Raw genomic sequence first — 24,692 nt, 5'->3', positions numbered from 1 at the left:
TTATAGGTTTTGCAGTAATGAGCATCCTTGCATTGATTGCATGTGCATTCCTTTATGCCAAGGAAGTTCAAGTAAAGGACTTAAGCAAACAGCTGTTTGATGAAAAAGGTGTTAGTAGCCATCTACGCAATGAAAAACATCATGAGTGGGAGCGTGCTGAAACTTTTCAGCAAGAAGTCATTGCACTTAAACAAGAGATTGCAGATCTCAAAGCTACGTTTAAAAACTCTAATGATGACGGTGACTTTGGGAAAGTCATTCATTGGACAAATCAAATGGCTACATCTCAGACCTACTACTTAACTTTTGTTGTAGATCCGAATGGCCGAAAAATTATGAATGACTTCGAAAATAGATTTAAGCGCAGTTTATTCACGAATGATGAGCGTGAAACTTGTCGCCGTATAGGGCAATCAGAAGTATTTGATTTTATTTCAAACCGAATTAGCAATGCGCAATCACCAAATTATAGCGAACAGCTTGAAATAGCATATTTAACAGGACAATTGGAGAGCAATTATGAATGAGCAAACCACAGCACCAGTAACTACAGAAACTCAAACTATAGAGCAAGCACAGGTTGCAAACCCTAATGTTACTACTGAAGCAGTAGCAACAGATACGGCGACGACAACACCAGTGGAGCAAACTGCTGAAAAGTCTGAACCACCAGCTGTGCCCGAAAGTTCTGATGCTTATGAAATTGCAATTGATGGTTTTGATGCTAGTGCATTCAAGTCGGAAAATCCCGATGTGTTTGCAAAATTTCATGAGCATGGCTTTACCAATGATCAGGCAAAAGCCGCTATTCAACTTTGGGATGATTATCAGCAAGTCAATATGGAGTCGTTGCAGGGCGAGTGGGGTGATGACTTCAATTTAAATGTAAATCTTGCAAAGCAGGGTATTGAAGCACTGGGTTTCAAGGCTAGCGATATGGATTCACCAACTGGTGCAATTAAGTTGGCGGCCGCTATTGGCAAATACATTCAAGAAGATATGCCCCCTTCAAACACTCAACAAACCGCAGGCGGTGATATTGAATCATTGATGTTGTCAGAAGCATACAGTGATGCCAATCATCCTGATCACAAATCAGTAGCGGCGCGTGTAAGCCAGTATTTTAAGAAGCAATACCCAGATAATTAAGGGGCAAGAGAATGTCACAAGACTTCGCAACAAATAACGGGATGATTACCGCGGCTTTTAAGCGCGAATTTCATACCGCATTCGAAACAAAGGCACGCACAACCGAATCAGCTTTACAGGTAATGTGTGCGGATCGTGGTGCTATTGGTGGTTCATCTTTCACAGTCAATGATCTTGGCGATGTGAAAATGAAAGAAATGACTACGCGTTTTCAGGATACTGATTGGTCAGTTCCTGAGGCTGGTACGCGTTTAGCAACAATGAAAGATTACGGTTTATTTGTACCGATTGAACCACGTGATGAGCCAAAGCTTTCTGCAAATCCGACCAGTGAATATATGCAGGCATGTTTGTCAGCTGAATATGATGAACGTGACCGCACTATTATCAAGTCGCTAGGTGCCAGCGTATTGCGCCGTACAACAGATACAGAAGACTGGACTCCTTTGGCACTTCCATCGACTCAAATTATCGGTGCAAGTGCAACACCGATGAATAAAGCGAAAATTGTTAAAGCACGTACTTTATTCCGCAAAAATAAAATGGATCGTTTACCACTTTACATGATCTATAACTCTGAAATTTTAGAGCAAATTCTTGTAGATGATGAGCTGACACGTTGGGATCGTGAAACTATTCAAAACATTATGGATGGTGAAATCGCTAAAAAGTGGGCTGGATTCATTTGGTTGCCGTATGAAGAGCTTCCAGACGGTGCAGGTGGTGCTACAGAGGGTCGAACATTTGCAACAGCTAAAGGCTGTACTCATTTTGGCCGTAATGTAATTTCAAACTTTGATATTGCAGTTCGTCCAGATAAATCAAACGTGAAGCAGATTGGCGGTATTACATCTTACGGTGCAGCACGAAGCTTAGAAGAGAAAGTAGTTCAAATCGACTTCCTTCGTTAATCAGTTTAGCCCAGCATCTTGAGCAATGGTGCTGGGCTTTTTTTATAATCAAATGGGAAAAACAAGATGAGTAATTCAGAACAGCAAATCGAAAAAGAAATTCAAGACAAGGGCTTGAATGCTCCACGCTTAACGCCTGAGCATATTGATTCAAAGATTAAAGCGATTCGTTACGTGACTGGTGATGTAGCTCCAGCTTTTGCACATGAAGATTATTTTTCAAAAGAAGACAAAGGCACGCCTTGCTTAACAATTTGCATTCTAACTTTGGAGAATGGATTCACTGTTACTGGTGAATCAGCATGTGCAAGTCCTGAAAACTTTGACAAATTGATTGGTCAGAAAATTGCGTATGAAAATGCACGTGAAAAAATTTGGATGCTTGAAGGTTATTTGCTAAAAGATAAATTAAGCAAAGCCTAACACTCAACAAACCAACACTTAAAAGCCTTCAAGCTAATTAAAACTTGAGGGCTTTTTTATGACCACAACAAAAGTATCTATCTGTAATGCCGCACTAAGCATGATAGGTGACAGCAGTATTTCTAGCTTTGACGAAGACACAGCACGTGCAGAACGCTGTCGCAATATTTATGACCAGCAACGTAAAGCTGTTTTGCGGGATCATCCTTGGTCTTGTGCTAAGCGCCGTACTATTCTCGCACCAATTTCAACTCATCCATCATTTGGCTTTACTCATGCATTTCGTTTGCCTGCAGATTATCTACGGATTGTTTCCGCAAATATGGAGCAGTATGAAATAGAGAATCGGCATATTTTGGCAAATACAAATCAGATCAATCTTGAATATATTTTTGATAATGACAATGAAGAAACATGGGATTCAATGCTTGTTGAAGCAATGTCACTCAAAATGGCCTCACGCTTATGTAAGCCTTTAACGGGAAGTGATGCTGCTGGACAGTCAGCATTAGATGAATATGAGCGACTGATCCGCAAAGCGCGCAATGTGAATGCACAAGAGCGACCATCTGAAAATATGGTTTATGCAGAGTCATCATACATTGGGAGTCGTTACTAATGCGCCAGTGGTTGCTGAAAAACAATTTAAGTAGCGGTGAATTAAGCCCTTTACTTTATACACGCACGGACGTTCAGCAGTATGCGAACGGTGCAAAGTCGCTATTTAACGCCTTGCCGTTGGTTGAAGGTGGTGCAAAGCGTCGCCCTGGTACTCGATATCGTGGTACGTTTAATGGCGCTATTCGTTTAATTCCATTTATTCCAAATTCTGAAAACTCTTATCTTCTTATTCTAGGTTTAAGCACAATCAGTGTATTTGATCCGCGTTTGCAAGAAGTGATATGGACCGCTACAACGCCGTATTCTACAGCAAGCATGATCAATGAGATTCAAGTCGCGCACACTCGATACCGTATGTATTTTGTGCAAGGAAATACACCAGTACGGCGTTTAGTGTGTAGCGCAGATTTTTCAAATTGGAGTTTTGAAGAGTTTATCTTTTCAGTTGCGCCGACAGATGAAATCGGCACTTCACCCAACGTGGCGCTTACACCTTCGGGCATAGAAGTAGGTAAAACGATTAATCTCACGGCCACAGCATTCCCAGAATGGAATAACACGGAACAGTACTTAGCTGGGGATCGTGTAATTTATTTAGGGCAAACTTGGCGTGCTGTTACAGACAATAAGGACGCAATTCCTTCTGCAGAAAGTACTAAGTGGGAAACAGTGACAGCAGGGGCACTATCAGTTTTTACAACAGCTGATATTGGGGCTGTTGTTTCAATCAATAGTGGCCAAGTTAAGATTACTTCTATTAGTTCACCTACAGTTGCAAAAGGCGATGTGCTTGTAAAACTCACAGCGGATATACAAGCCATTGCAAAGTCATGGACTTTAAACTCACTGGCATTTACTGCATCAACTGGTTACCCGCGCACGGTGACTTTCTTTAAACAGCGCTTAGTATTTGGCAACACTAAAACAAGCCCTAATCAGCTTTGGTTTTCAGCAATTGGAAGTGATTCAGACTTTTTAGAATCTACTGAAGATGCAGATGCATTCAGTATTGCATCATCATCTGCGCAATCAGATAACATTCTGCATTTAGCGCAACGTGGTGGCGTTGTTGCGCTCACAGGTGGTTCAGAGTTTCTAATTACATCATCGGGACCAATGACACCAGCATCAGCGCAAATAGAGCAGCATACGTCCTATGGTGCGCAAAAAGACGTACGTCCGTGTATGGTCGGCAGTGAGTTGCTATTTGTTCAGCGTGGTGGTGAACGTCTGCGCGCATTATCGTACCGATATGAGGTGGACGGCCTTGTATCTCCTGAATTATCAGCGATAGCTCCACACATTCCGCAAATGCATGGCGGTATCAAAGAAATTACTTATCAGCAAACGCCCGATTCAATCGTGTGGATCGTGCTGAATGACGGCAAGATGGCCAGTATTACACTTAACCGTGATCAAGAAATGAATGCATGGGCACAACATGACTTTGGCGGTAATGTGAAATCAGCATGTAGTTTGCCTAGAACAACAGGTAGTGATCAGTGCTATTTGATTGTTCAGCGTGGGGCACATCACTTTTTAGAAGAGCTCAGCTATGAAGCAATGTGTGATTGCGAAATACAGTATGAGTTGATGATGTTTACTGATGTTGTTGAAACACTAAATAACCAGCATGTGGCGTGGGTCAATGATGATGGGTATTGGTATGCGGAACGGAAAAATGCGGAGCACGATAGTCAAATCAAGTGGCTTGGTCAGTTATTTACTTTAAAAATTGAACTGTTGCCACCTGATTATTCAAGTGTTCCGAGTACTGCAATGTTTCATAAGATCAATGTCCACAATATCATACTTTGGATGAATCACTCAATTGGTGGTTATGTAGAATCAAGAGAGCTGAAACACAAAAAGATCAATGGCGATGCGTTTAAAAACCTACCGTTTACTGGTTATGTGGAAGAGCCCTTGGCTGGTTGGTGTTCGTTGCATGAGCTTAATCTAAAGCTAACACACGACAAACCGCTACCATTTCACGTGCAGTCTATTTCTATGTTGGTATCAATCAATGAGAAATAAAATGCAAGTACGTTTAGCGTTGCAATCAGAATTAAATACGATTTTAGATCTTTGTAAAAATCTAATACATGAGTCACCTGTATTCAGCAAACAACGCTTTAATGAGCGAACTACAACTGCATTCATTAATCATCAAATCAATCATGATTCAGTACTGGTTGTCTTGGATGAATATGAAAATATTATTGGTGCGGCAATTTGTGCAACCTTCATAGATTGGCGCACTGGTGATCGTTTAGCCATTGAACAAGGAATCTATGTTTTACCAGAGTACCGCAATACTAAAGCAGGCATTTTGCTTGTAAGAGGATTTAAGGAATGGGCTGTTGGTCATGAAGCTGACCGTATCCAAATAGGCACTATGTCAGGAATTGAATCTGAACGTGTTGTAAAGCTTTATGAGCATTTAGGTTTTGAGCTGGTCGGTTATTCATTGGAGCAGGAGATTTAATATGTGTAGTCCAGGAGGAATGTTCAGTGGCGTACAAAATCTAGCTAATGCGCAAATGGCAGATGCTACAGCAAAGGGTAATGCAAATACTGTGCGCTCAGTTGCGCTGGCAGAAGCAGAAAAAATGAAACGTCAGGGTAAAAGCAATGCATCATCTGCACGTGCAGCTGCTGCTGAGATGGGCCGTGATGTAGATCAAGGTGCATCAGCGATGTTGCAGGATGAGCATATCGGAGATGCTGCTTATAACGCATCTTTAAATATCAGTGATGCGAACAACCAAGCGAACCAAATTCGTATACAAGGCAAGCAACAGCGTAATAATTACGCTATGCAGGCAATGTCTGATTTTGCTGGTGCAGCAAGTGGGGGGTGGAAATAATGCTTATTCCTCGTTCTCAGGGTCGTACAGTTTCAAAGCCCACATTACAGCAACACACACCAATGACAGGTTTAGCCAGCATAGGTAAAGCTATTGATGGGGTTATGCAGGCACGTGATGAAAAACTACAAGAGCAGGAACTTACAGCCAAACGCTTAGAGCTGATGAACAACCAGCGTGAAGCCGAGGAAGCAAAGCTTAAACTTGATGATGTTCTTACGACAGAAATGGCTGATAAAGTCACTGTTCTAAAAAATGATGTATCTAATGGCGCAAAGACAGCAGAAAATGCGCGTTTAGAAATGCAAGATTGGTCAAAGGTGCGTTATTCGGAAATTCAAAACGAATTACCCGGACACGCACAAAAACAGCTTCAAGAATATTGGCAAGCAAGTACAGGAAATCAGACACAGGGTTTCATGGCTTTACAGCTTCGTGCAGATACGCAGAAAGATTCTGCCCTTGCTGACCGTGCCACAGAGATTGCCACGCGCTATGACCGCAAGCAGGGCGCTGAATATCTCGAATCATTCCTGGTTAATTCAAATCTGCCCGAACCTGAAAAGATGGTGCGTCGTAACGCATACCAAGCAACACGTGATCAATTGGATATTGATGACCGCATTACGACAGCGCTGGAAGGTAAAGACACTCAATCATTGCAAGCTATACTGGCAGACTTAAATTCCAATAAGTTCGGCTATTTAGACGGTAAGCAGATCCAGCAGAATAAAGACCGTGTAGCAAGTCGAATTGAGGCATTGAATACGCAGCTAAAAGCCGAAGAAAATAAACGAGTTTCGGAGGCTGGTAAGTACTTAAATGAATACAAAAGCAATGTACTGACAGGCCGTGCCCAAGATTCAGATTATGAGGCCAATGTGGGACAGTTGGTGGCTGGAACAGAACATGAAGCAGAGTTCAAATTTCTGAAACAACAGTCTTTGAACTTCCAAAAATTTGCTAATAAATCTACATCTGAGCAATTGTCTTTAATCAATGCGCAGAAAGCTAAAATGAAAAATTCACCCTCTGCAAATGCTTCAGAAGAAGAAAAAATACTAAGTACCTATGAAGGCATGTACAGAGAAAAGTTGGACACGATTAAGCGAAATCCTAATCAAGCTGTTTCAGAAGCTGGTTTAAAAGTGCATAGCCTTAGTGGTGACTTGCTTAAGGCAAATCCTGCTAAATTTATCAGTGGCGCTATTGAAAATGGATCTAGCCAGCTTGCGCTACGTGATCCAAATATCAAAGTGAAGCCAATTTCAGAAGAGGATTTACCAGAAGCAAAACAGGCTTTTGATAAGCTTTCAGTGAATGAAAAACTCAATTTTATTGGTGGTCTTATTCAGCAGAGCAAGGGCATTCAAAACGGTGCAACTTTATGGGGTGCAACTTTAGGCCAGCTAGGTAATGGGAATCAGAATTACGTTGCTGCTGGATTTGCAAAAATGAATGGGTATCGCAGTACTGCAGGCCGTGATTTAGCAACTTCCATCATTAACGGCGCTCAATTACTAAAGAATAAGCAGCTGATTATGCCCAAGGAAGATGAGCTGAGATCTAAGTTTAATGCTTATGTTGGAAATACTGTATCGGGAACCAGCGCAAATAACATATATGAAGTTTTCCGTGCGGTATATGCCGATACTATGGACTCCCGAGGATTTCAGCATGATGCGACAAATGCTTCGCCAGACAGTGATATTTTAAAAACGGCTCTTGGCCTAGCTACTGGAGGTATTTATCAGCAGCCAGGAACATTTAGAAATCATATAGGCAAGGAGCTAAAAAGCTGGAAAGTTGATAAACCATACGGAATGAGTGATGAAAAATTTGAAGAAATTCTTGAGGGCCAATATCCAAAAGTTGCCCGACATTATGGCGTGACAGTTGCAGAACTTAAGACTCTTAAATTAGAACGAGTTAAGGAGAAGGGTAAAGGCGGAGTGATTAGATATGCCCTTATAAATGAGAGAAAAAACCCATTGTATTACTTAAATATGCCTGCAGGAGTAACTAAGTAATGGCGAACTGGTTAAGTGAAATTGATGACGGTGAACAGCAGTCCATTAATGAAATGAATGCTAAAGGCTTAGGGAAAGCGCCGAAGCAAAAAAAAGAAGTTGGTTTATTTGATGGTGCAGCATCCGCAATACCGCGCGGCTTAGTTGCAGGCGCTGTGAAAGTTGCAGATACCGTTTCAAAACCATTTGAACGTGTAGCCGATCATCTGCAGTACTCAATTGATGATGTGCAAAATGGCGGCCTTGATGGTGCATTAGATGTTCGTGAGCCGTCATTTTCTGATGTGCATAAAGCTAAAAACAAAGACCGCCGTGATGCTTTGGTATTGGAAATTGAGCAGCTGCAAGACGCACAGAATACAGGGACAGCGGGGAATATTTTATTCAGTCTTTCTGATTATGGTGTTCGCGCCTTAGGCGGTGGATTGATTGCAGGGCCTGTAGGCGCGGCAGCTTTAACTGGGGCATCTGAAACCAATTACAGCCGAGATGAACTTATTCATAAAGGCGTAGATGAATCCACAGCCACAAAAGCAGCTTTGATTGATGGCGGTATAGCTGCAGTCTCTACGGCATTGCCGCTGTCCTATGGTTTAAAAGGAACAGGTGGCCTTGCGGCTGATGCTGCAATTTCAGTGGGCGGGGCTACTGCTTTGTCACAGGGTGGACAGTTTGCCAGTGGTGAACTCTTAAAATCAGAAGGCTATGACAAGCAGGCAAAAAAATACGAGGTCACAGGTGAAACTGTAGCAACGGATCTGCTACTGAATACATTATTCTTTGGTGCCGCACGTGGTGCTGGCCACTATCTCAATCGTACTCCTGAGCAGATTGAAGCTGACACAACAAAACAGCAGGCAGCCTTGGTTTTAAATGAATTGGAATATGATGAAATTTCAGCGCCAGTACAGCCAAGCAACGCCGTACAAGCCAATAATCATTTAAAGAATTTGGATAGTGCAACCGATGATATTCGTGCTGGTCGTCCTGTTAGCGTACAGCATCCTGTTACTGGTGAAGAGAAGAAAAAGCCAGTTAATTATGAAGCCATGCCTATACCTACAAATGCCAAAGCAATTGCTCGCAAAGCGCAACAAGAGGGCATTAATCCTTCTGTAGCACTGACTATTAGCCATATTGAGACAGGCGGCAAGTTTGACCACACAGCAAAGAATCCAACGTCAACCGCGCATGGTTTATTTCAGGTATTAGATAAAACTTGGAAAGGGCAAGGTGGTGGTGATCGAAACAATGTGGATGAGCAAATCAAGCAGGGTTTAAAGCACATTAGAAATGCTAACGCATCTTTGCGAAAAAGTTTAGGTCGAGATCCTGTAGCACATGAGCAATATCTTGGTCATTTACTTGGACCAGCTGGCGCAAGCAAAGTATTGAAAGCGGATCAAAACGCTAAATTGATTGATATCGTCCGCACGTATGATGCAAAGAATGCAGATGCCATTGTAAACAATAACGGCATGGCTGGTTTGACTGTGGGACAGGCTATAACTAAATGGCAAGGCAAGTGGAATCAGTTAAGTGCACGCTATGGAGGCAACGGCACAAGTACTGCAATTGGCATGAATGGTTCAAGCTATGACATGGCTTATGAAGTTAAGAGTCTAGGTGATCTGATTGCATCAAACGATTTAGCGTATGGCGTAAATCCACTATATCCTGGCGAACTTCAACCACGTGACCGTACACGTGAAGCATCACGTCAGCAGATTGAAAACATGGCAAATGACTTGCGACCTGAATTATTGGGTGAATCAAGCATGTTGTCCAATGGTGCCCCGATTATCGGCATGGACAATGTCGTTGAATCAGGCAATGGGCGTACGCTGGCAATTACAAAAGCTTATGAGGCTGGTAAAGCAGATGATTACCGCGCCTTCATTGAGCAGTATGCACAGGAAAAAGGCTGGGATATTTCAGGCGTAGACCGTCCTGTTTTAGTTCGCACACGCTTAACAGATACAGACCGCGTACAGTTTTCACGTTTAGCGAATGAGGCTGATGTGGCGCAATTCAGTGCATCTGAACGTGCAGTAACGGATATAGATCGTTTGCCAGATTCATCACTTCTGAAAATTAATAACGATGGCACGTTAAATATTGACGGCTCTATGGACTTTGTACGCGGATTTGTTGACCAGTTACCGCAGTCTGAACGATCAGTTGCAATCATGCCTGATGGCCGTTTAAGCCAAGAGGGTAAGCGCCGTATTGAGTCTGCATTGGTTCAGCGTGCTTATGGTGATTCCAATCTTGTTGCGAGGCTGGCAGAGGCACTGGACGATGATAGTAAGACAGTTCTAAATGCTTTACTTCGTTCTGCACCTCAATTGGCGCAGCTAAGCGATTTGGTAAAGCAAGGCGGTCGGCATCAAAACACAATTGCTCAAGACTTAGCGCAGGCAGCGCAAAAGCTCAGTGATTTAAAGGCGAATGGTCAAACAGTACCTGACTATTTAAATCAAAATCAGCTCATCGATGATGGTTTAAGTTATGGTGCAAAGCAGTTTTTAAATGTGTTTGATACCAATAAGCGCAGTGCAAAAGGCATTTCAGAAAATATTCAGTCTGAGATTGATCGGATCGAGGAGCTAGGAGATCCACGCCAAGGCACATTATTTGGTGATGGTCCTGAAGAATCAGCGGCATTGGATGTGATTTTAAGAAATCCTGATATGCCATTTCCAAACGGGAAAATTGATAGTGATGGTAATCCTGAAATGTACACAGTGAAAGAATATTGGGCTGAACTGGAAGCCGAAGCAAAACAGGCGCAACAAGACACTTTAGCTGCACAAACTGCGATTAGTTGTGCTTTACAGTTTGGGGAATAAATCGTTTAATAAGTAAACGTGCTTATGCAAAAATACTTAAAACTTGAGGGCTTACAAGTGAGTAAAAAATTATTGGGGTATGTGTTAATTCATCCGACAAAGGAGGATTTTGTAATTGGCATCAATGATAATGAAATGATGGTCACTACACTTTATGATGCTCGGCCTGATAATGCCAAGCGCTTTAAAGACTTTAAAGCAATAGAAAAATTTGTTTCACCCTTGGAAGATTTTCTACTGGATGTTGCAAAACTTTATGATACAGGTAAGCAATATACTGTTGAATACGAGACATCTATCTCAAGTCATCCTATAAAGCAGGATGAATAACCCAACAAACAAGTCTTAAAAAAATGCTCAGATGCTAAAAACATTTGAGCATTTTTTTATGAAAGACCAATGCAAAGTAGCTGTAGCCAAAGCCTTAGGCAAAGAATCATTAACAGCTCAAGAAGCTGCGAATATTGATCAACGTGTAATTGATGCTAAAAAGGCAATTGCACGAAAGGATATTCAAGCATGGCGCAACCTATCAGAAACAGAAAAGCTCACCAAGGCAGGCGAGTTTGTTGCGCAGGATATTCAAGACCAGCTCAAACGCAAGCACGCCATTGCAGCGCGTGACATCCTCACACAGAATAAAAATCTTACTGCTTTAGAGCATCCAACATTAAGCGCCAGCGAAGTTGTAGACCGCATGGTTGCACCGCATGGCGATATGTCAGGCATTCAATCAATTGATTCAAAAGCACGTGCAACGGCATCAATCTATCGTGGCGAATTGGTGGACTTCTACACAAACATAAAAGGCGGTACAGGTGTATTCACTGATAAAGACTTGGTGCAAAAAATTGTACGTGAGCGATTTGGCGATAACACAGGTGACTCATTAGCTAAGCAGATCAGTGACAAGATGGGCGAAGTCTTTGAAGGCATGCGCCAGCGCTTCAATCGTTCAGGCGGTGATATTGGCAAGCTGGATGACTGGGGATTACCTCAGACACATGACCTTGCCAAAATAGTTAAGGCTGGCAAAGAAGCTTGGGTAAATAAAGCTGAACAGCTGATTGATACTTCAAAATATGTGCATGAGGATGGCTCATTTTATTCGCAACAACAGATACGTGAATTGCTTGAATACTCATACGATACGCTTAGCAGTAATGGTGCAAACAAAACCGAAGTAGGTCGTCAGTCTTTTGGTGGTAATTCAAAGGTTACATCACGTCACAGTGAAAGCCGTGTACTTCATTTCAAAGATGCTGATGCTTGGCTTGAGTATCAAGCAGATTTCGGCGGTATGCCGTTTGTAGACTTGGTTGAAGCTCACATTAACGGCTTATCTAAAGATATTGCGCTGGTTGAAAACTTAGGCAGTAATCCAAAAAGTGCTATGCGCATTTTAATGGATGCAGCAGAACAGAAAGACTGGTTAAAAGGTATTGATGCAAGTACTACAGGAAAGTCACGTAAACGCGCACAGACTATGTTTGATGAGTTTATGGGTGCTAATACACCTGAATCAGAAGTACTGGCTAATTTGGGCTTAGCGTATCGATCTATGAATGTGGCAAGCATGTTGGGCGGAACAACGCTTTCCAGTTTGACAGACCAAGCCATGATTAAGAAAACCGCTTCAATTCATGGCATTGCTTACCGTAAAACATTTGGTGAGCTAATCTCACAGTTAAACCCTAAAAACAAAGAAGATCGTGAGCTGGCGCATTCCCTCGGCCTTGCGACAGAAGAAATGCTCGGCAGTATTGCGCGCTGGTCAGATGATGGCCTTACTTCTGTAAGTGGCAAAAGCCAAAAGCTTGCACGTGTATCAAGTGCCATTGCATCACAGGTTATGCGTGTGTCAGGACTGAATGCTTTAACTGCAGCAAGCAAAGTCGGTTTTACCAAAATGTTGATGGAGAAATACGGCCGTTTAAGCCGTGATAAGGCATGGTCGGATCTTAGTGAAATGGATCGTGAGCTGATGTCTAAAACAGGACTCAGTGAACGTGTGTGGGAAGTAATGCGCTTGGCTGAGCCAGTTGTCGATCGCAAAGGCAACCAACTTATGTCTGCACGCTCTATATATGAGATTCCAAACGAACAATTAACCGCATTTGGTGACCCGCAAAGTGTAAAAGATGAAATTGCCTCCAGCTTTCAAGCGCATTTGCTTGATGAGCAAGGTATGGCAGTTGTAGAGGCTGGATTGCGTGAACGTACATGGATGAGTGCAGGGCAAAAGAAAGGAACAGCTATGGGCGAAATCCTAAAAGGAATGCTGCAATTTAAATCATTCCCAGTGGCATTTCTTATGCGCCATGGTAGTCGTGCTATGTCGTTTGAAAAGGGCACTTCAAAAGCTGCTTATGGTGCATCTATTGTTGCAATGACAACTTTACTCGGTGCATTGGTCGTACAGCTTAAAGAACTTGCTAATGGTAACGATCCCTCAACGATGTGGGACAGTGAAGATCCACAAAAGAGCATTAACTTTTTAACGCGCTCAGCAGTCCAAGGCGGCGGCCTTTCCATTCTTGGTGACATACTTGTGGCCGGTACAGATACCAGCGGGCGCAGTTCTACAGACTTTATGGTTGGGCCATTGGGTTCGGATGCGAAAGCGGTGCTTGGCTTAACTGTCGGCAATTTCACGCAGTATTATGAGGGCAAGGATACCAATGCCGCCAATGAAGCTTTTAAATTGTTAAAAGGCAAAATCCCTGCACAAAACTTGTGGTACACCAAAGCTGCTGCAAATCGAATGATATTTGATGAAATGCAGGATATAGTTGCACCGGGTTACCGTGAGAAGTTGATGCGTAAGGCGGAACGTGAACATGATCGCACCCGGTTTTGGGGTGATGATATAGGTGATATTCAAGCGCCTGATTTTGAAAAAATGGTGCAATAGATTCTTACCCAACAAACCGCTAGTTAAGCCCTTGTATATATGGATTATATGCGAGGGCTTTTTTTATGACGATTGAAAAGAAACCAGGTCACTTAAAACCTGAAACCAAAGAGAAATTAAAACTCTGTTTAGAAATGGCGGGTACAGATACTGTTGATTTGATCACGGAAGCTTACGGCAAAGATATATTCGAAAAAGAAGGGCGCGGGGATAAGGTTTGGCTCTATAAGGGAGCTAAAGAAGCATTGTCATGTATGGAGAAACTAAAGCGCATTCTGAATGATGATGAACTTACACGTGGCAATACAGATGAGCGTTCTATCACGCCTGAGCAACAGGCAGCACAGCTTCTTGAAAGTGTGGCCAAGAAATTAGAAGAGCGTAAACAACGCCCGAGTTGATTGTGATTAAAGTCAGCTTTGCTGCGTTCTACCTAGTTTATGCCGAGGTCATGAATTGGGTAGTGCCTGATTTTCATTTAGACGTCTGTGATTTTCTAGAGGACTACGGCGCGCTTGGCCTTTTAATGATGCCGCGTGGTCATGGGAAATCTACAATTCTAGACGTTTATAACGCATGGAAGTTGTATTGCAGTCCTGATCATTTAATCTTGCATCAAGGAGCGACAGATCCTGATGCTTATAAGGTTAGTCGAGGTACTGAGCAAGTATTAGAACGTCATCCACTCTGCCAAATATTTAATATTAAAAAGGCGCGCGGTGAAACACAGAAGTGGTGGGTGTCAGGTTCTACTGATGTGCGGCATGGTTCTATTCATGCACGAGGCATCCTATCAAACGTGACTGGTGCACGTGCTAATGAAATCCAAAATGATGACGTAGAAGTTCCGAGTAACATTGGTACACCGGAGGCACGTGAAAAGTTGCTGTACCGCCTATCTGAACAAACACATATTTTAATACCAGGAGGGCAAAAGCTTTTTGTCGGTACGCCGCATACACACGACTCCTTGTACACGCGAATTCAAAAGCTCGGCGCTAAGTGCCTTATTCTAAAAATGTTTGAAAAAGAGAAGCGTTTTGAACAAGTCATAGAGGCAATTACAGACTACAAGCCAGTCTATATTTTTAGCGGAATTGGTACTAATTCCAAACTTTTAAAAGAAGGTACTGATTACTGTGTTGAGCAAAAAGGCAATATTTATCTTATTACTTTTGATGAGTCACACTATCTCATTGATGTTTACAGTGAAGCATTGTGGCCTGAGCGATTCACTCCGCAAATCATGGAAGAACGTCGCCGTGAATGCCGAACAATCAATGAATGGGACTCGCAATACCAGCTGCATGCCAAACCTGTAGGTAATGTCCGTCTTGATCCTGACAAGATGATTCCTTATGAAATAGAGCCAGTATTAAAACGTGCTAATGGTCAGCACATAATGTTACTTGGGGAGCGCCAAATTGTAGGTATTACAATGCGGTGGGATCCATCCAGCGGTAAATTGAAATCAGATATTTCCTCTGTTGCTTTGGTGTTGCACGATGATTTTGGGGTGAAGTACTGGCATAGATCTGTAGCACTCACTGGTGATGTAGTCACACACGATGCACACGGCAATATCATCGGCGGTCAAGTTTGGCAGCTATGCGATCTGATTAAAGACTTCTATGTTACAAGCATCACCATTGAAACTAATGGTATAGGTAACTTTGCACCAGCAGCATTAAAAGGTGCACTAAAAGCTCGCCGTATACGTTGCGGTGTAAAAGAGATTCATAGCACAGGCGCTAAAAATAAACGCATTCTAGAGGCACTGGAAGGCCCATTAATGTCAGGTCTGCTATGGGTGCATACGTCTGTCATTGATACACCAGAAGAAGGTGAGAATAGCTCTAGACAGTACAAGAACATGCGCATGTTTAATCCTGCAATCACTGAGCAGCCAGATGATGATTTGGATTCACTTGCAGGAGCAGTTACAGATTCACCTGAACGTGTTGGGAAAATACACAGACAAAACGAAGTCAATGAGTCGCCTAATTGGAGATCAGATGGTGGTGTTGTTGAAGCCGCCTTGGATTTTGAGCATTAGGGTGAACTCATGGCTGTATCAGAGCAAGTTCCGTATATCGAGCACATTGGTAATGGTGTGACAACCAGTTTCGCGCTGGAATTTGATTGTGATAATCAGGACCATTTAATTGTACTGGTTGATGATGTAGAGCCAGTTGTGGGTGCGTGGTCATTAAACGGTGGTGCTGTGATTTTTGGTACTGCACCGGAGGATGGTAAAAAGATTACCATTCAACGAAATACTCCATTTAGCCGAAATACAGATTATCAGTCTTACAATAACTCATTCCGTCCACAGTCAGTGAATGGTGACTTTGATCGGGTTTGGTACAAAATTCAAGAATTAGGGGTTAAGGACTGGCTACTTGATCTTAAGATTCAGAAATTCCGAGATGATGTCAATCTAACTGCACTTGAAGATACATTAATTCAAGCTCAAGAGTTGCGTGATAGCACAGCTGGATTGGCTGACGAGGTGTTAGGTAACACCACTCAATCTCAAACACTTCTAGCAGACACAACTGCACAAGCAAATGCAGCAGCTTTATCGGCAACAAGTGCTAATTCATCCAAAGATTTAGCAAAGCAGTATGCAGATAATATTGATGCATCCCTTACCGCCATAGCAGGTGGTCACAAAGCCTACCAAACCCTAGCAGCAGCCCAAGCAGCACAAGCCACATTACCGCTAAATAATATTGTCGAAGTCACCAACGATGGGGAAAACAACGGGACATATCAATGGAACGGCACAACACTGACAAAGAGCGCTTATGATCCGCTGGCGCAGGCTAAAAATTACGCAGACTCAAAAGAACAAACTACTTATGACGCTGTTGGTAAAGCACCAGTAGTACGAAATCTTTTTGATATGAGTCGTGCTTCAGCTGGCAGCGCGATAGATGCAAATGGTGCGATTTATACTTCAGCATCAAATAGCGCCAGTGATTTCATAGAAATTCTTTCAGGCCAAGGTTATAAGTTTTCAATAACAGTTGGCACGGTTGCTTTTTATACAAAAGGCAAAGCATATATATCACAAACAGCTCTTGCTGCCGATACGACAGTCACAACACCATCAAACGCATTTTATCTGCGGTTTCATCAGGCTACCGCTACGCTTTCAAAGCAAATGCTAATAAAAGGCACATCACTTCCTGCGTCGTATATTGCTTTTGGATACGTCGACCCAGCAACAGCGAAACGTAATGAGCTTACGAATGCTAGGGCAGTCATTGATAATGCAGTGCCGAGGGGTGTGAATTTATTTGATAAATCCAGAGCTTTGCAGAACTACGCGATGGGCGGAACGGGTATTCCTTATGCAATTTCTGCTTGGTTTGTTGCAGATTTTATCGCGGTCAAATGCGGTGAAAGTTATATATCAAACAAGCCCTCTGGTAACAATGGTGGTGCTGAATATGATGAAAATGGTAATTTTTTAAGGCTTTTTACTGTTACAGCTAATACTTCTTTTACAACATCAAGTGATGCTTTTTATGTTCGTTTCCAAGTTAATAATTTGTCAAATTTAGACAGCTTGATGTTAGTTAAAGGCTCATCACTTCCTACGTCTTATGTTGCTTTTGCGTCACTGCAAGGTCTTCAAGACTCAATGACAGTGATCAGTAAAAGTTTTGATGCTATAGGATTAAAGCAAGCTTCGCGGCCGAATTTATTTGATTTAAGAACAGGCCAAGACAATTGGGCGCTTTCAAACGTGAATGGGGGTGGTTACGCTGCAACTAATAATTTCACAACAGGTGTCATACCTGTTGTGGTGGGTCAAAATATTTTTATTACTGCACACTATCCTCTAGTCAATAATGTAGTCATTGTCTTTAGAAATGGATCAACCTTTGTTTCTTCTGTTCAAGCGCCACTAGACAGCTCTTTCACTGTCCCGTCAAATGTTGATGGTATGCAAATAAGCTTATCTATGTTGCGTAGACGTTATTCATTACATGTCAGTATCGGCACAACAAAGCCCGCTGGATATAGACCGTATTTGCTGACAGGTGACAAGCCAAATCAGGATGCGCAAATTGTCTTGCTTGGTGACTCATTTACAGATCAATCAGCAACTGCTGGTGGCTGGCAACCGTATTTTATTAATCAGACTGGATCAACAATCATTGCAAACTTTGCAAAATCTGGTCGCCAAGTTAAAGATGCTCTCAAGTCTGCAGACGGTAGTCGCAACTTAACAGCGGATGATTTTGCTAATGCAACACATGTCGTTATTCCTTTGGGTACTAATGACTACGGAGCGCACAGACCGCTAGGAACTATTGCTGATGCGGTAGATGAAACCACTGCAAATACATTCTATGCAGATGTTTACAAGGTATTGTGGCAGCTATTTACGTGGAAACCAACGCTTCGTGTGATGTGGGCAACGCCTACGATACGTAGTCAATTTGTGACTGTGCCAGCACAGCCATTCTATCCGGCAGCAAATAGCGCTGGAGCAACTCTACAACAGTATAGACAAGCAATCATAGAAGTTTGTGCTTTGTTTGGTGTAAGAGTTGCAGATCAGTTCGCAAACAGCGGGTTTAACTTAATAAATATCTTGAGTGTGACAGATGATGGTTTGCATCCAAATATGTCTGTTGGTCAGCCGCTTTATGGGCGAACGCTAGCGGCATCTTTTAACTTGCTCTGATAACACAACAAACCACCACCAACCCTGATCTTTAATGAGATCAGGGTTTTTTAATACCAAAATTTAGGGGGCAAAAGTGAATGAGCCGAGTGCATCACTTTGGAAAAAATTAAATGAAGTATCGGATCGGTTGCAGAAGGTGTCTGAGCAACTGATTGAAGCTAATGCAATCAACAAAGGATACCACCAGGCGCTTGATCAACAACGTGCAAAAGTTGAAATCCTTGAACAAGACAACCATAAGGCACAAGGTGCAATTTCAATGCTCAAGTGGGTGACAGGTATTGTAATTGGTCTCGCTATTTCTGGTGGTACATGGTCGATCAACTCTATCAATCAACTCAAACAAGATATGGCGATTATTCAAAGCCATCGGGATGATAACAAATGAGCTTTACATCTGATAATCCAATGAAATACTTATCCGTAAAACTACCGGTATGGGGTGCTTTCATTCTCGGCATCGTACCAGTCATTTTACAACAAGGGATTGATACACAAATCATTCCACCACAGTACCACGCCATGCTTTTGACAGTAGTTCTACCAGCACTGGCATTATTCGGAAAAAAGAAATATCAGCCAGAATTGCACCCAGAACCAACAATTTTAGGGTTTGCAAAGTTGCCTGCCGACTCAATTACTTTTGATGAAGCCTTCCGAAGGTTAATCGGGCATGAGGGTGGCTACTCAAAAGACAGTCGTGACCCGGGGAATTGGACACTTGGCAAAGTTGGTGTAGGAACCTTAAAAGGCACAAAGTTTGGTTTAGCTGCAAATACTTACCCAAACCTTGATATTAAGAATCTAACGCTTGAACAAGCCAAAGAAATTTATAAAAAAGATTGGTGGGATAAATTAGGCGGCCATGGCTTGCATTCTGCTATCACATTCCAGCTTTGGGACTTTGCAATTAATGCTGGGCGAAGCCGAGCAATTAAAGAATTACAACAGGCAGTTGGAGTAACAGCTGATGGTGTTATCGGGCCAAAAACCATTGAGGCCGTAAACGCTCAAGACTTGAATGATGTCTTACTTTCATTGACAGCTGAGCGCTTAAAGTTCTACACATCACTCAGTAAATGGCCTACATACGGCAAAGGTTGGACGAATCGTGTAGCGGATAATTTGAAATATGCTGCGCAGGATAACTAAGTTTATGTTATTTTAATGCAAGTAATTCAACCGACTAATTAGAAATAATAAGTCGGTTTTCTGCTTTTTTAAATTGTGGATAAAAATAATAAAACACCAAAAATGCACCAATAGAATATATGTTATTGGTTTTTAATATTAAAATTAACCTACCAAACGTAGGTGACAAAATTACTGTAAACATTACAACTGAAGCTTCTGTACCTGCCACAAAATAAAGCTTGATGTAAATGTCTCATTACAGTGTCTGAGCATTAAAAAGCACCTCATTATAGAGGTGCTTTTTTTATTGGAATACGGGGGCGTTGTTTAGCTTAATCACGATTTAAAATGAGCATGCAACCAAAGCTAATAAATATTCCGCCAGTAATGCCATCAATTTTCTGACTTATTTTTTGATAGTAATGATTAATTTTAGATGTAGAAAACAAGACTGCAACTAATGCAAACCACAATAAGCTTTCAAAAAAGATTAATGCCAGTACGGAGCTTTGTTGAAGTAGTGTGGCGTCAGTATTAATTGCAAGGGCAAATACACTGCTAAAGTACACCAAAGCTTTGGGATTGGCCATGTTGGTTAAAAAGCCTTGTAGAAGTAATTTTTTACTTGATTTTAGGGCATTTGTTGCGGTGTGTTGTGCAGGTGTGCTTATTGCTGGTTTAAATGCTGACTTTAATAATTGATAGCCTAAGTAACAGAGATAAATGCCCCCGCAGACCATGAGCACTTGTTGAAGCCAGCCTATTTTTTGAAATAAATAATGTAAACCACTCACCGCGCAAATGGACCAAACCAGAATACTTAAAGCAATACCGAGCGCAGCACAAAGAGCATGTGATCGTGATTGACGAATAGCACTTTGCGTGACAAAGAAAAAATCAGGCCCAGGACTCATTAATGCAAATAGATGAATAAGGGCAATACTAATGAGCGCAGTCATGGTTGTTCGTCTTATGATTTAAGGTTGTTGAAGTTATAGGCGCTTTAAGAAGAAAAATAAAGTATTTGTTGAATTGCGTTATGCTGAAGTTGCAATTTTAGAAGTCGAGCATCATATTCTTGCTCCACCTATAAAAGGTGAAGACAAGACTAAATTTAAAACAAGACTAAGTTGAAGCGTGATATCTGAATTAGAGCGATTAAGTATTCGGATTGAGTGCTTGAAGCCATTGGCTAAATATACGACTTGCAATAACTTCTAACTGTGGCGCGTGAGCAATATTCTCTTGGCGTAGTGCAGGAATATTGATTTTGGCCTGAGTTAATTCGGCAGTATGACCAATCAGCCATTTTTCTAAGCTGTTACTGAGTACTTCCAAATGAAACTGTAATGCTAAAATTTGTGAGCCAACTGCAAAGGCTTGGTTTGGGTAAAGTTCAGAACTTGCAAGCAAAGTTGCCTGTGGGGGTAAGTCAAACGTATCTCCATGCCAATGTAATACGGGCTGATGAGCTAAGGGTGCTAAGAGATGATTTTCAGTAGGATGGATGGAGAGTGTAGACCAGCCGATTTCTTTGCTATTTCCCGCATATACTTTTGCACCCAAAGCATGTGCAATTAACTGAGCACCTAAACAAATCCCTAAAGTAGGTAGATTTTTTTCCAAACGAACTTTGAGTAAGTCTATTTCTTGTTGTAAGAAAGGATAATTCTCAGTTTCGTATACACCAATAGGACCACCTAAAATAATGGTTAGGCCTTCATGTTCTAGTGCTTTACGTAGGTCATCAACACCTGCTTCAAAATAACGTACGCGATAACCTAATTGATAGCAGACGTCTTCAAAACTACCGAGGTCTTCAAAGGCAAGGTGTTGGATGGCATAAATAGTGTCTGAAAATACGTTACTCATGGTTTTATCTACATGAATAGGAGAGGTGAATAATGTAACGTGCTCAGCTAAAAATAAAAAGTGTAAGCATGTATGTATCCATTATTTTAAATGCTATGAAGGGATTATGTAGTGTAGGATATGCACGAGCTTGAAAAATGGCACAATTTTTATAGGGTTTTGTGAATGTTAAAATTTAAGCACAAGTGTATATGTATTTTAAATACATGATGTGGCGAAAAAGTATACTTTTGATGTCAAACAAGCGAATTGGAATTAAAATTGCAACTGTTAATATGAACGCATAATTTCATATCTTAAGATTGACTTAAGGTGAATTAATAAATATAAATATATGAATAGTATAATAAAACCTAGAGAAAATAGTATGCGAAGAGAGGTTGAGCAGAATCGCGATGCGAGCTTGTTGCATGCGATTCATAAAATTTTATTAAAGGATTGGGATCCGCTCGGTATTGGATCACGACCTGCTATGCGTGATGAATACGACGAATTCTTACCTAAAATTTTTATGCTCATAAAGTCTGAGGTGAGTGAATCAGAAATTTTTGAATATTTGTGGCGTTTAGAAACAGTTGTTATGGAAAAGCGTGGTAATAAAGCACATACAGCACGCATTGCATCTTTACTCAAGCATATTAAAATTGATCCTTAACTGATTTTTATTTATCACTATATATTTTTAACTATTGTCCTATCTTATAAAAAACCGGCATATCAAATGTCGGTTTTTTATAGGTTTAAATATGATAAGGATTAGAATTTTTTCTCTACAGTTAGCATATAGCTTGGAATAGATTCATTTAAACGTGCTTGATATAAGCTACCGTCACTTACTTTCACTAAGCGTTCTTTATAATCTGTGCTAAAGATATTACGTGCATTTAATGAAGCTGACCAGTTGTTATCAAAACGTTTAGTAAAGCTTAAGTCTACATTGACCCGTTCATTACGGGTACGGTTGTAGTTTTCTGCATTACTGCTGTTATTCAGTAGGCGTGTGTACTCAGGTGTGTAATTGAGGTTTAGGCTACTAGAAACTCGCCAAGGTTGATAGTTATACGAAACACCTGTACTTGCCGTATAGGGCGCAACATCACTGGCTAAGCGTTTGGCACCATTTTCCTCTTCAATTTCGGCACGAACAGTTGATAATTGTGCATTTAACATGAATGAATGCCCATTATCAGTTTGTTTAAGCGCGTAACGACCTGCAAGTTCAACGCCGTATGTGGTTGCATTGTTTTGGTTGGTTGGGCGTTGTACAAAACGGCAACTAGGATCATTTGCTGTTGTACATACACCGCCTTGCGCATTTTCACTACGAATACTATTTTCAATATAGTCACTAATTTGACGATAGTAAGCCGTTAAATTCACACCACCTGCGGGCGTGTTATAACCCAGGGTGGTTTCGTAAGCACTGATTTTTTCTGGACGTAAGAGTGGGTTACCACCTTGGTCAGGATTATTTAATGAGCCAGCATCAGCATCAGTAGAGACAGAAACAGTCGGCATTAATTGCTCAGCTCTTGGGCTACGGAAAGCTTGGCTTAAATTGGTTTGTAAAGACCATTGCTCCGTAAAGTCAAAGCGATGTGCAAGCACAGGGCTAAGGTTTTGATCGCTGTAACTTACTAAGCCAGAACGATTAATCCATTCTTGGCGTGCGCCTAAAGTAAGGGTTTGGCGATCCGTAAACTTCCAACTACCTTCTGCATAAAGTGCGTAGCGCTGTTCGTCTAGGGTTTGTGCAATATTGCTGTCAAGCTCACTGCTTCGAAGGTCCATACCAAATTTAATTTGCTTGGTTTCATTAAATTTACGTACACCATCATAAGCCAAACCATATTCATTGATTTGCTCATCAATGTAGCTTTGGCGTTTGCTTGAGCGCGTCGACTCAGTCTCATTTTGCTGTTCTATAGACAGGCGGATTTTGTCTGAATCACCTTTATCTTTGCGTTCATAGCGGGCGTTTAAACGAATACTGTCGTTTTTATCATTTTGAATTTGGTCTTGAGCATTACCTTCGCTTTCATTGTTACGATAGAACAATTCAGCAACCAGTTTCTGTTGATCATCAATTTGGTATTCGCCACGTGGTGCAAGCATTTGTGAGCTACGATTGGTCGTGCGTGTTTGCGTTGTGGTTGTACCTGTTGCATTGGTTGTTTTGCTTACAGAGGTTGTGTCATTCCATGAACTATTCGCAGATAAGCTATACATCCAAGGATCTGTACGGCCATCCATTTGAATGCCAATATTTTTACGTTCTTCTTCTTTGCCTTTTGCCTTGGCTAAACCATATCCCGCACGAACAGAGCCACTGATACGGGTGTCATTTAATGGCTGTTTTAAAATAATATTAATCACTGCAGAGCTAGCAACAGAGGCTTGAGCTACGCTTGGCTGTTTCACAATTTCAATGCGGTCAATCATGTCGGGTGTGATGCTGTCGACCACAGACATACCGCCACGTGGGCCACCTTGTACAGGCTCACCATTAATTAAAAATACAGGTGCACCGCCACCACGGAAACGCATACTGCCATTACCGCCACGTGGGCCTTGACCTGGACTTGGTAGTTGAAAACCTGCAGCACGACGCAAGGCATCATTCACACTTTGGTCGCCAAATTTTTCCATTTCTTCACGGCTAATCACTGTTTTGGCTACAGCACTAATATCAGGGTCTTTCACTACGGCTGGTGCTTTTGCCACTTGAAAGGTCATGGTCGATAAAGTCTGGACAGGTGCAGGTGTAGCCTGAGTTGCAGTTGCTTCTGCATCTACAGCCCAAAGTGCTGGTGAAACTGCAAAAAGTGCACAGCTGAGTGCGCTATATTTAAATGATGTTGGCATGCATTTCATTATTGGATATACCAAATGTAATTTTGCGTAAGATTAGCTGAAAACTGTGGAGAAAAATGGAGGAAATCGGATTTTAAGCGACAGAATGCATAAAAAATTCACTCATAAAATCCATACAAATCTTAAGGATATGAAGTCTAAAAATACTGAACACGTATTTTGATTTATGGTCTTTAGCTCGAATGCATTGGCGCCGTAAAGGGTTTAGTAATGGATCCACAGCATGGCTGAATTGAAGCTGAAATTTAGGGTGGAGATATAAGTATTCAATTTTACATCTTGCTAAACCGTTGCTGATTTATAAGCTATATACAACGAACCAAAAAAAGTTCGC

The 24,692-nt window shown here is 41.6% G+C and carries 21 protein-coding genes and 1 pseudogene; 19 read left to right on the top strand and 3 right to left on the bottom strand.

Annotated elements, in window-relative coordinates; translation table 11 throughout:
• The first annotated feature begins 17 nt into the window (after positions 1 to 17).
• From EXE29_RS06305 to EXE29_RS17695, 18 genes and pseudogenes are all read left to right on the top strand, one after another.
• Positions 18 to 527, top strand: a complete 510-nt coding sequence (locus EXE29_RS06305) for a hypothetical protein (protein ID WP_228198717.1) — start codon at positions 18 to 20, stop codon at positions 525 to 527.
• Positions 520 to 1,149, top strand: coding sequence for a hypothetical protein (locus tag EXE29_RS06300; protein ID WP_120364163.1), 630 nt, complete (start codon positions 520 to 522; stop codon positions 1,147 to 1,149). Before EXE29_RS06305 ends, EXE29_RS06300 begins: the two co-directional genes overlap by 8 nt.
• A gap of 11 nt (positions 1,150 to 1,160) precedes the next feature.
• Positions 1,161 to 2,060, top strand: a complete 900-nt coding sequence (locus tag EXE29_RS06295; RefSeq protein ID WP_120364164.1) for a phage capsid protein — start codon at positions 1,161 to 1,163, stop codon at positions 2,058 to 2,060.
• A 66-nt stretch (positions 2,061 to 2,126) separates the two neighbouring features.
• A complete protein-coding gene (locus tag EXE29_RS06290; RefSeq protein WP_120364165.1) occupies positions 2,127 to 2,483 on the top strand; it encodes a Gp49 family protein in 357 nt (118 codons plus the stop codon).
• 58 nt (positions 2,484 to 2,541) lie between these two features.
• Positions 2,542 to 3,102, top strand: coding sequence for a phage connector family protein (locus EXE29_RS06285; RefSeq protein ID WP_120364166.1), 561 nt, complete (start codon positions 2,542 to 2,544; stop codon positions 3,100 to 3,102).
• Positions 3,102 to 5,141, top strand: coding sequence for a phage nozzle protein (locus EXE29_RS06280; RefSeq protein WP_120364167.1), 2,040 nt, complete (start codon positions 3,102 to 3,104; stop codon positions 5,139 to 5,141). Before EXE29_RS06285 ends, EXE29_RS06280 begins: the two co-directional genes overlap by 1 nt.
• A gap of 1 nt (position 5,142) precedes the next feature.
• Positions 5,143 to 5,592, top strand: a complete 450-nt coding sequence (locus EXE29_RS06275; RefSeq protein WP_120364168.1) for a GNAT family N-acetyltransferase — start codon at positions 5,143 to 5,145, stop codon at positions 5,590 to 5,592.
• Position 5,593: 1 nt separating this feature from the next.
• Positions 5,594 to 5,974: a hypothetical protein gene (locus EXE29_RS06270; protein ID WP_120364169.1), complete on the top strand. Its 381-nt coding sequence runs from the start codon at positions 5,594 to 5,596 to the stop codon at positions 5,972 to 5,974.
• On the top strand, positions 5,974 to 8,004 hold the full coding sequence (locus EXE29_RS06265; RefSeq protein WP_228198718.1) for a methyl-coenzyme M reductase: 2,031 nt from the start codon (positions 5,974 to 5,976) through the stop codon (positions 8,002 to 8,004). Before EXE29_RS06270 ends, EXE29_RS06265 begins: the two co-directional genes overlap by 1 nt.
• Positions 8,004 to 10,856 carry a lytic transglycosylase domain-containing protein gene (locus tag EXE29_RS06260; protein ID WP_120364170.1) on the top strand — a complete coding sequence of 951 codons (2,853 nt, stop codon included), beginning with the start codon at positions 8,004 to 8,006 and terminating at the stop codon, positions 10,854 to 10,856. The genes EXE29_RS06265 and EXE29_RS06260 overlap by 1 nt, the downstream gene beginning before the upstream one ends.
• Positions 10,857 to 10,880: 24 nt before the next feature.
• On the top strand, positions 10,881 to 11,186 hold the full coding sequence (locus EXE29_RS06255; protein WP_120364171.1) for a hypothetical protein: 306 nt from the start codon (positions 10,881 to 10,883) through the stop codon (positions 11,184 to 11,186).
• Positions 11,187 to 11,244: 58 nt separating this feature from the next.
• On the top strand, positions 11,245 to 13,770 hold the full coding sequence (locus EXE29_RS06250; RefSeq protein WP_120364172.1) for a hypothetical protein: 2,526 nt from the start codon (positions 11,245 to 11,247) through the stop codon (positions 13,768 to 13,770).
• Positions 13,771 to 13,835: 65 nt separating this feature from the next.
• A complete protein-coding gene (locus tag EXE29_RS06245; RefSeq protein WP_120364173.1) occupies positions 13,836 to 14,171 on the top strand; it encodes a hypothetical protein in 336 nt (111 codons plus the stop codon).
• Between the two features lie 2 nt (positions 14,172 to 14,173).
• Positions 14,174 to 15,826: a phage terminase large subunit gene (terL, locus tag EXE29_RS06240; RefSeq protein WP_120364219.1), complete on the top strand. Its 1,653-nt coding sequence runs from the start codon at positions 14,174 to 14,176 to the stop codon at positions 15,824 to 15,826.
• 9 nt (positions 15,827 to 15,835) lie between these two features.
• Positions 15,836 to 18,475: an SGNH/GDSL hydrolase family protein gene (locus EXE29_RS06235; protein ID WP_120364174.1), complete on the top strand. Its 2,640-nt coding sequence runs from the start codon at positions 15,836 to 15,838 to the stop codon at positions 18,473 to 18,475.
• A gap of 76 nt (positions 18,476 to 18,551) precedes the next feature.
• Positions 18,552 to 18,866: a hypothetical protein gene (locus tag EXE29_RS06230; protein ID WP_120364175.1), complete on the top strand. Its 315-nt coding sequence runs from the start codon at positions 18,552 to 18,554 to the stop codon at positions 18,864 to 18,866.
• A 248-nt stretch (positions 18,867 to 19,114) separates the two neighbouring features.
• Positions 19,115 to 19,630, top strand: a complete 516-nt coding sequence (locus EXE29_RS06225; protein ID WP_120364220.1) for a glycoside hydrolase family 108 protein — start codon at positions 19,115 to 19,117, stop codon at positions 19,628 to 19,630.
• 149 nt (positions 19,631 to 19,779) lie between these two features.
• Positions 19,780 to 19,848: pseudogene (locus EXE29_RS17695) on the top strand (YceI family protein); the annotation flags it as partial.
• Positions 19,849 to 19,944: 96 nt separating this feature from the next.
• Here the strand turns inward: EXE29_RS17695 and EXE29_RS06215 are convergent.
• Positions 19,945 to 20,571: a LysE family transporter gene (locus EXE29_RS06215; protein WP_117006969.1), complete on the bottom strand. Its 627-nt coding sequence runs from the start codon at positions 20,569 to 20,571 to the stop codon at positions 19,945 to 19,947.
• A gap of 199 nt (positions 20,572 to 20,770) precedes the next feature.
• Positions 20,771 to 21,484 (bottom strand): glutamine amidotransferase, encoded by a 714-nt coding sequence (locus EXE29_RS06210; RefSeq protein WP_117006968.1) that lies wholly within the window; start codon positions 21,482 to 21,484, stop codon positions 20,771 to 20,773.
• 367 nt (positions 21,485 to 21,851) lie between these two features.
• Here EXE29_RS06210 and EXE29_RS06205 point away from each other — a divergent pair, with 367 nt between their 5' ends.
• Positions 21,852 to 22,139 carry a hypothetical protein gene (locus EXE29_RS06205; protein ID WP_117006967.1) on the top strand — a complete coding sequence of 96 codons (288 nt, stop codon included), beginning with the start codon at positions 21,852 to 21,854 and terminating at the stop codon, positions 22,137 to 22,139.
• Between the two features lie 101 nt (positions 22,140 to 22,240).
• Here EXE29_RS06205 and EXE29_RS06200 read toward each other — a convergent pair whose 3' ends face one another.
• Complete coding sequence (locus tag EXE29_RS06200) at positions 22,241 to 24,358, bottom strand: TonB-dependent receptor plug domain-containing protein (RefSeq protein WP_120364176.1); 2,118 nt, start codon at positions 24,356 to 24,358, stop codon at positions 22,241 to 22,243.
• Positions 24,359 to 24,692: the final 334 nt, after the last annotated feature.

Origin of the sequence: Acinetobacter sp. WCHAc060006 (assembly GCF_004209135.1) — a bacterium.
Taxonomy (GTDB): Bacteria; Pseudomonadota; Gammaproteobacteria; order Pseudomonadales; family Moraxellaceae; genus Acinetobacter; species Acinetobacter cumulans.
This window is presented reverse-complemented; position numbering and strand designations above follow the sequence as displayed.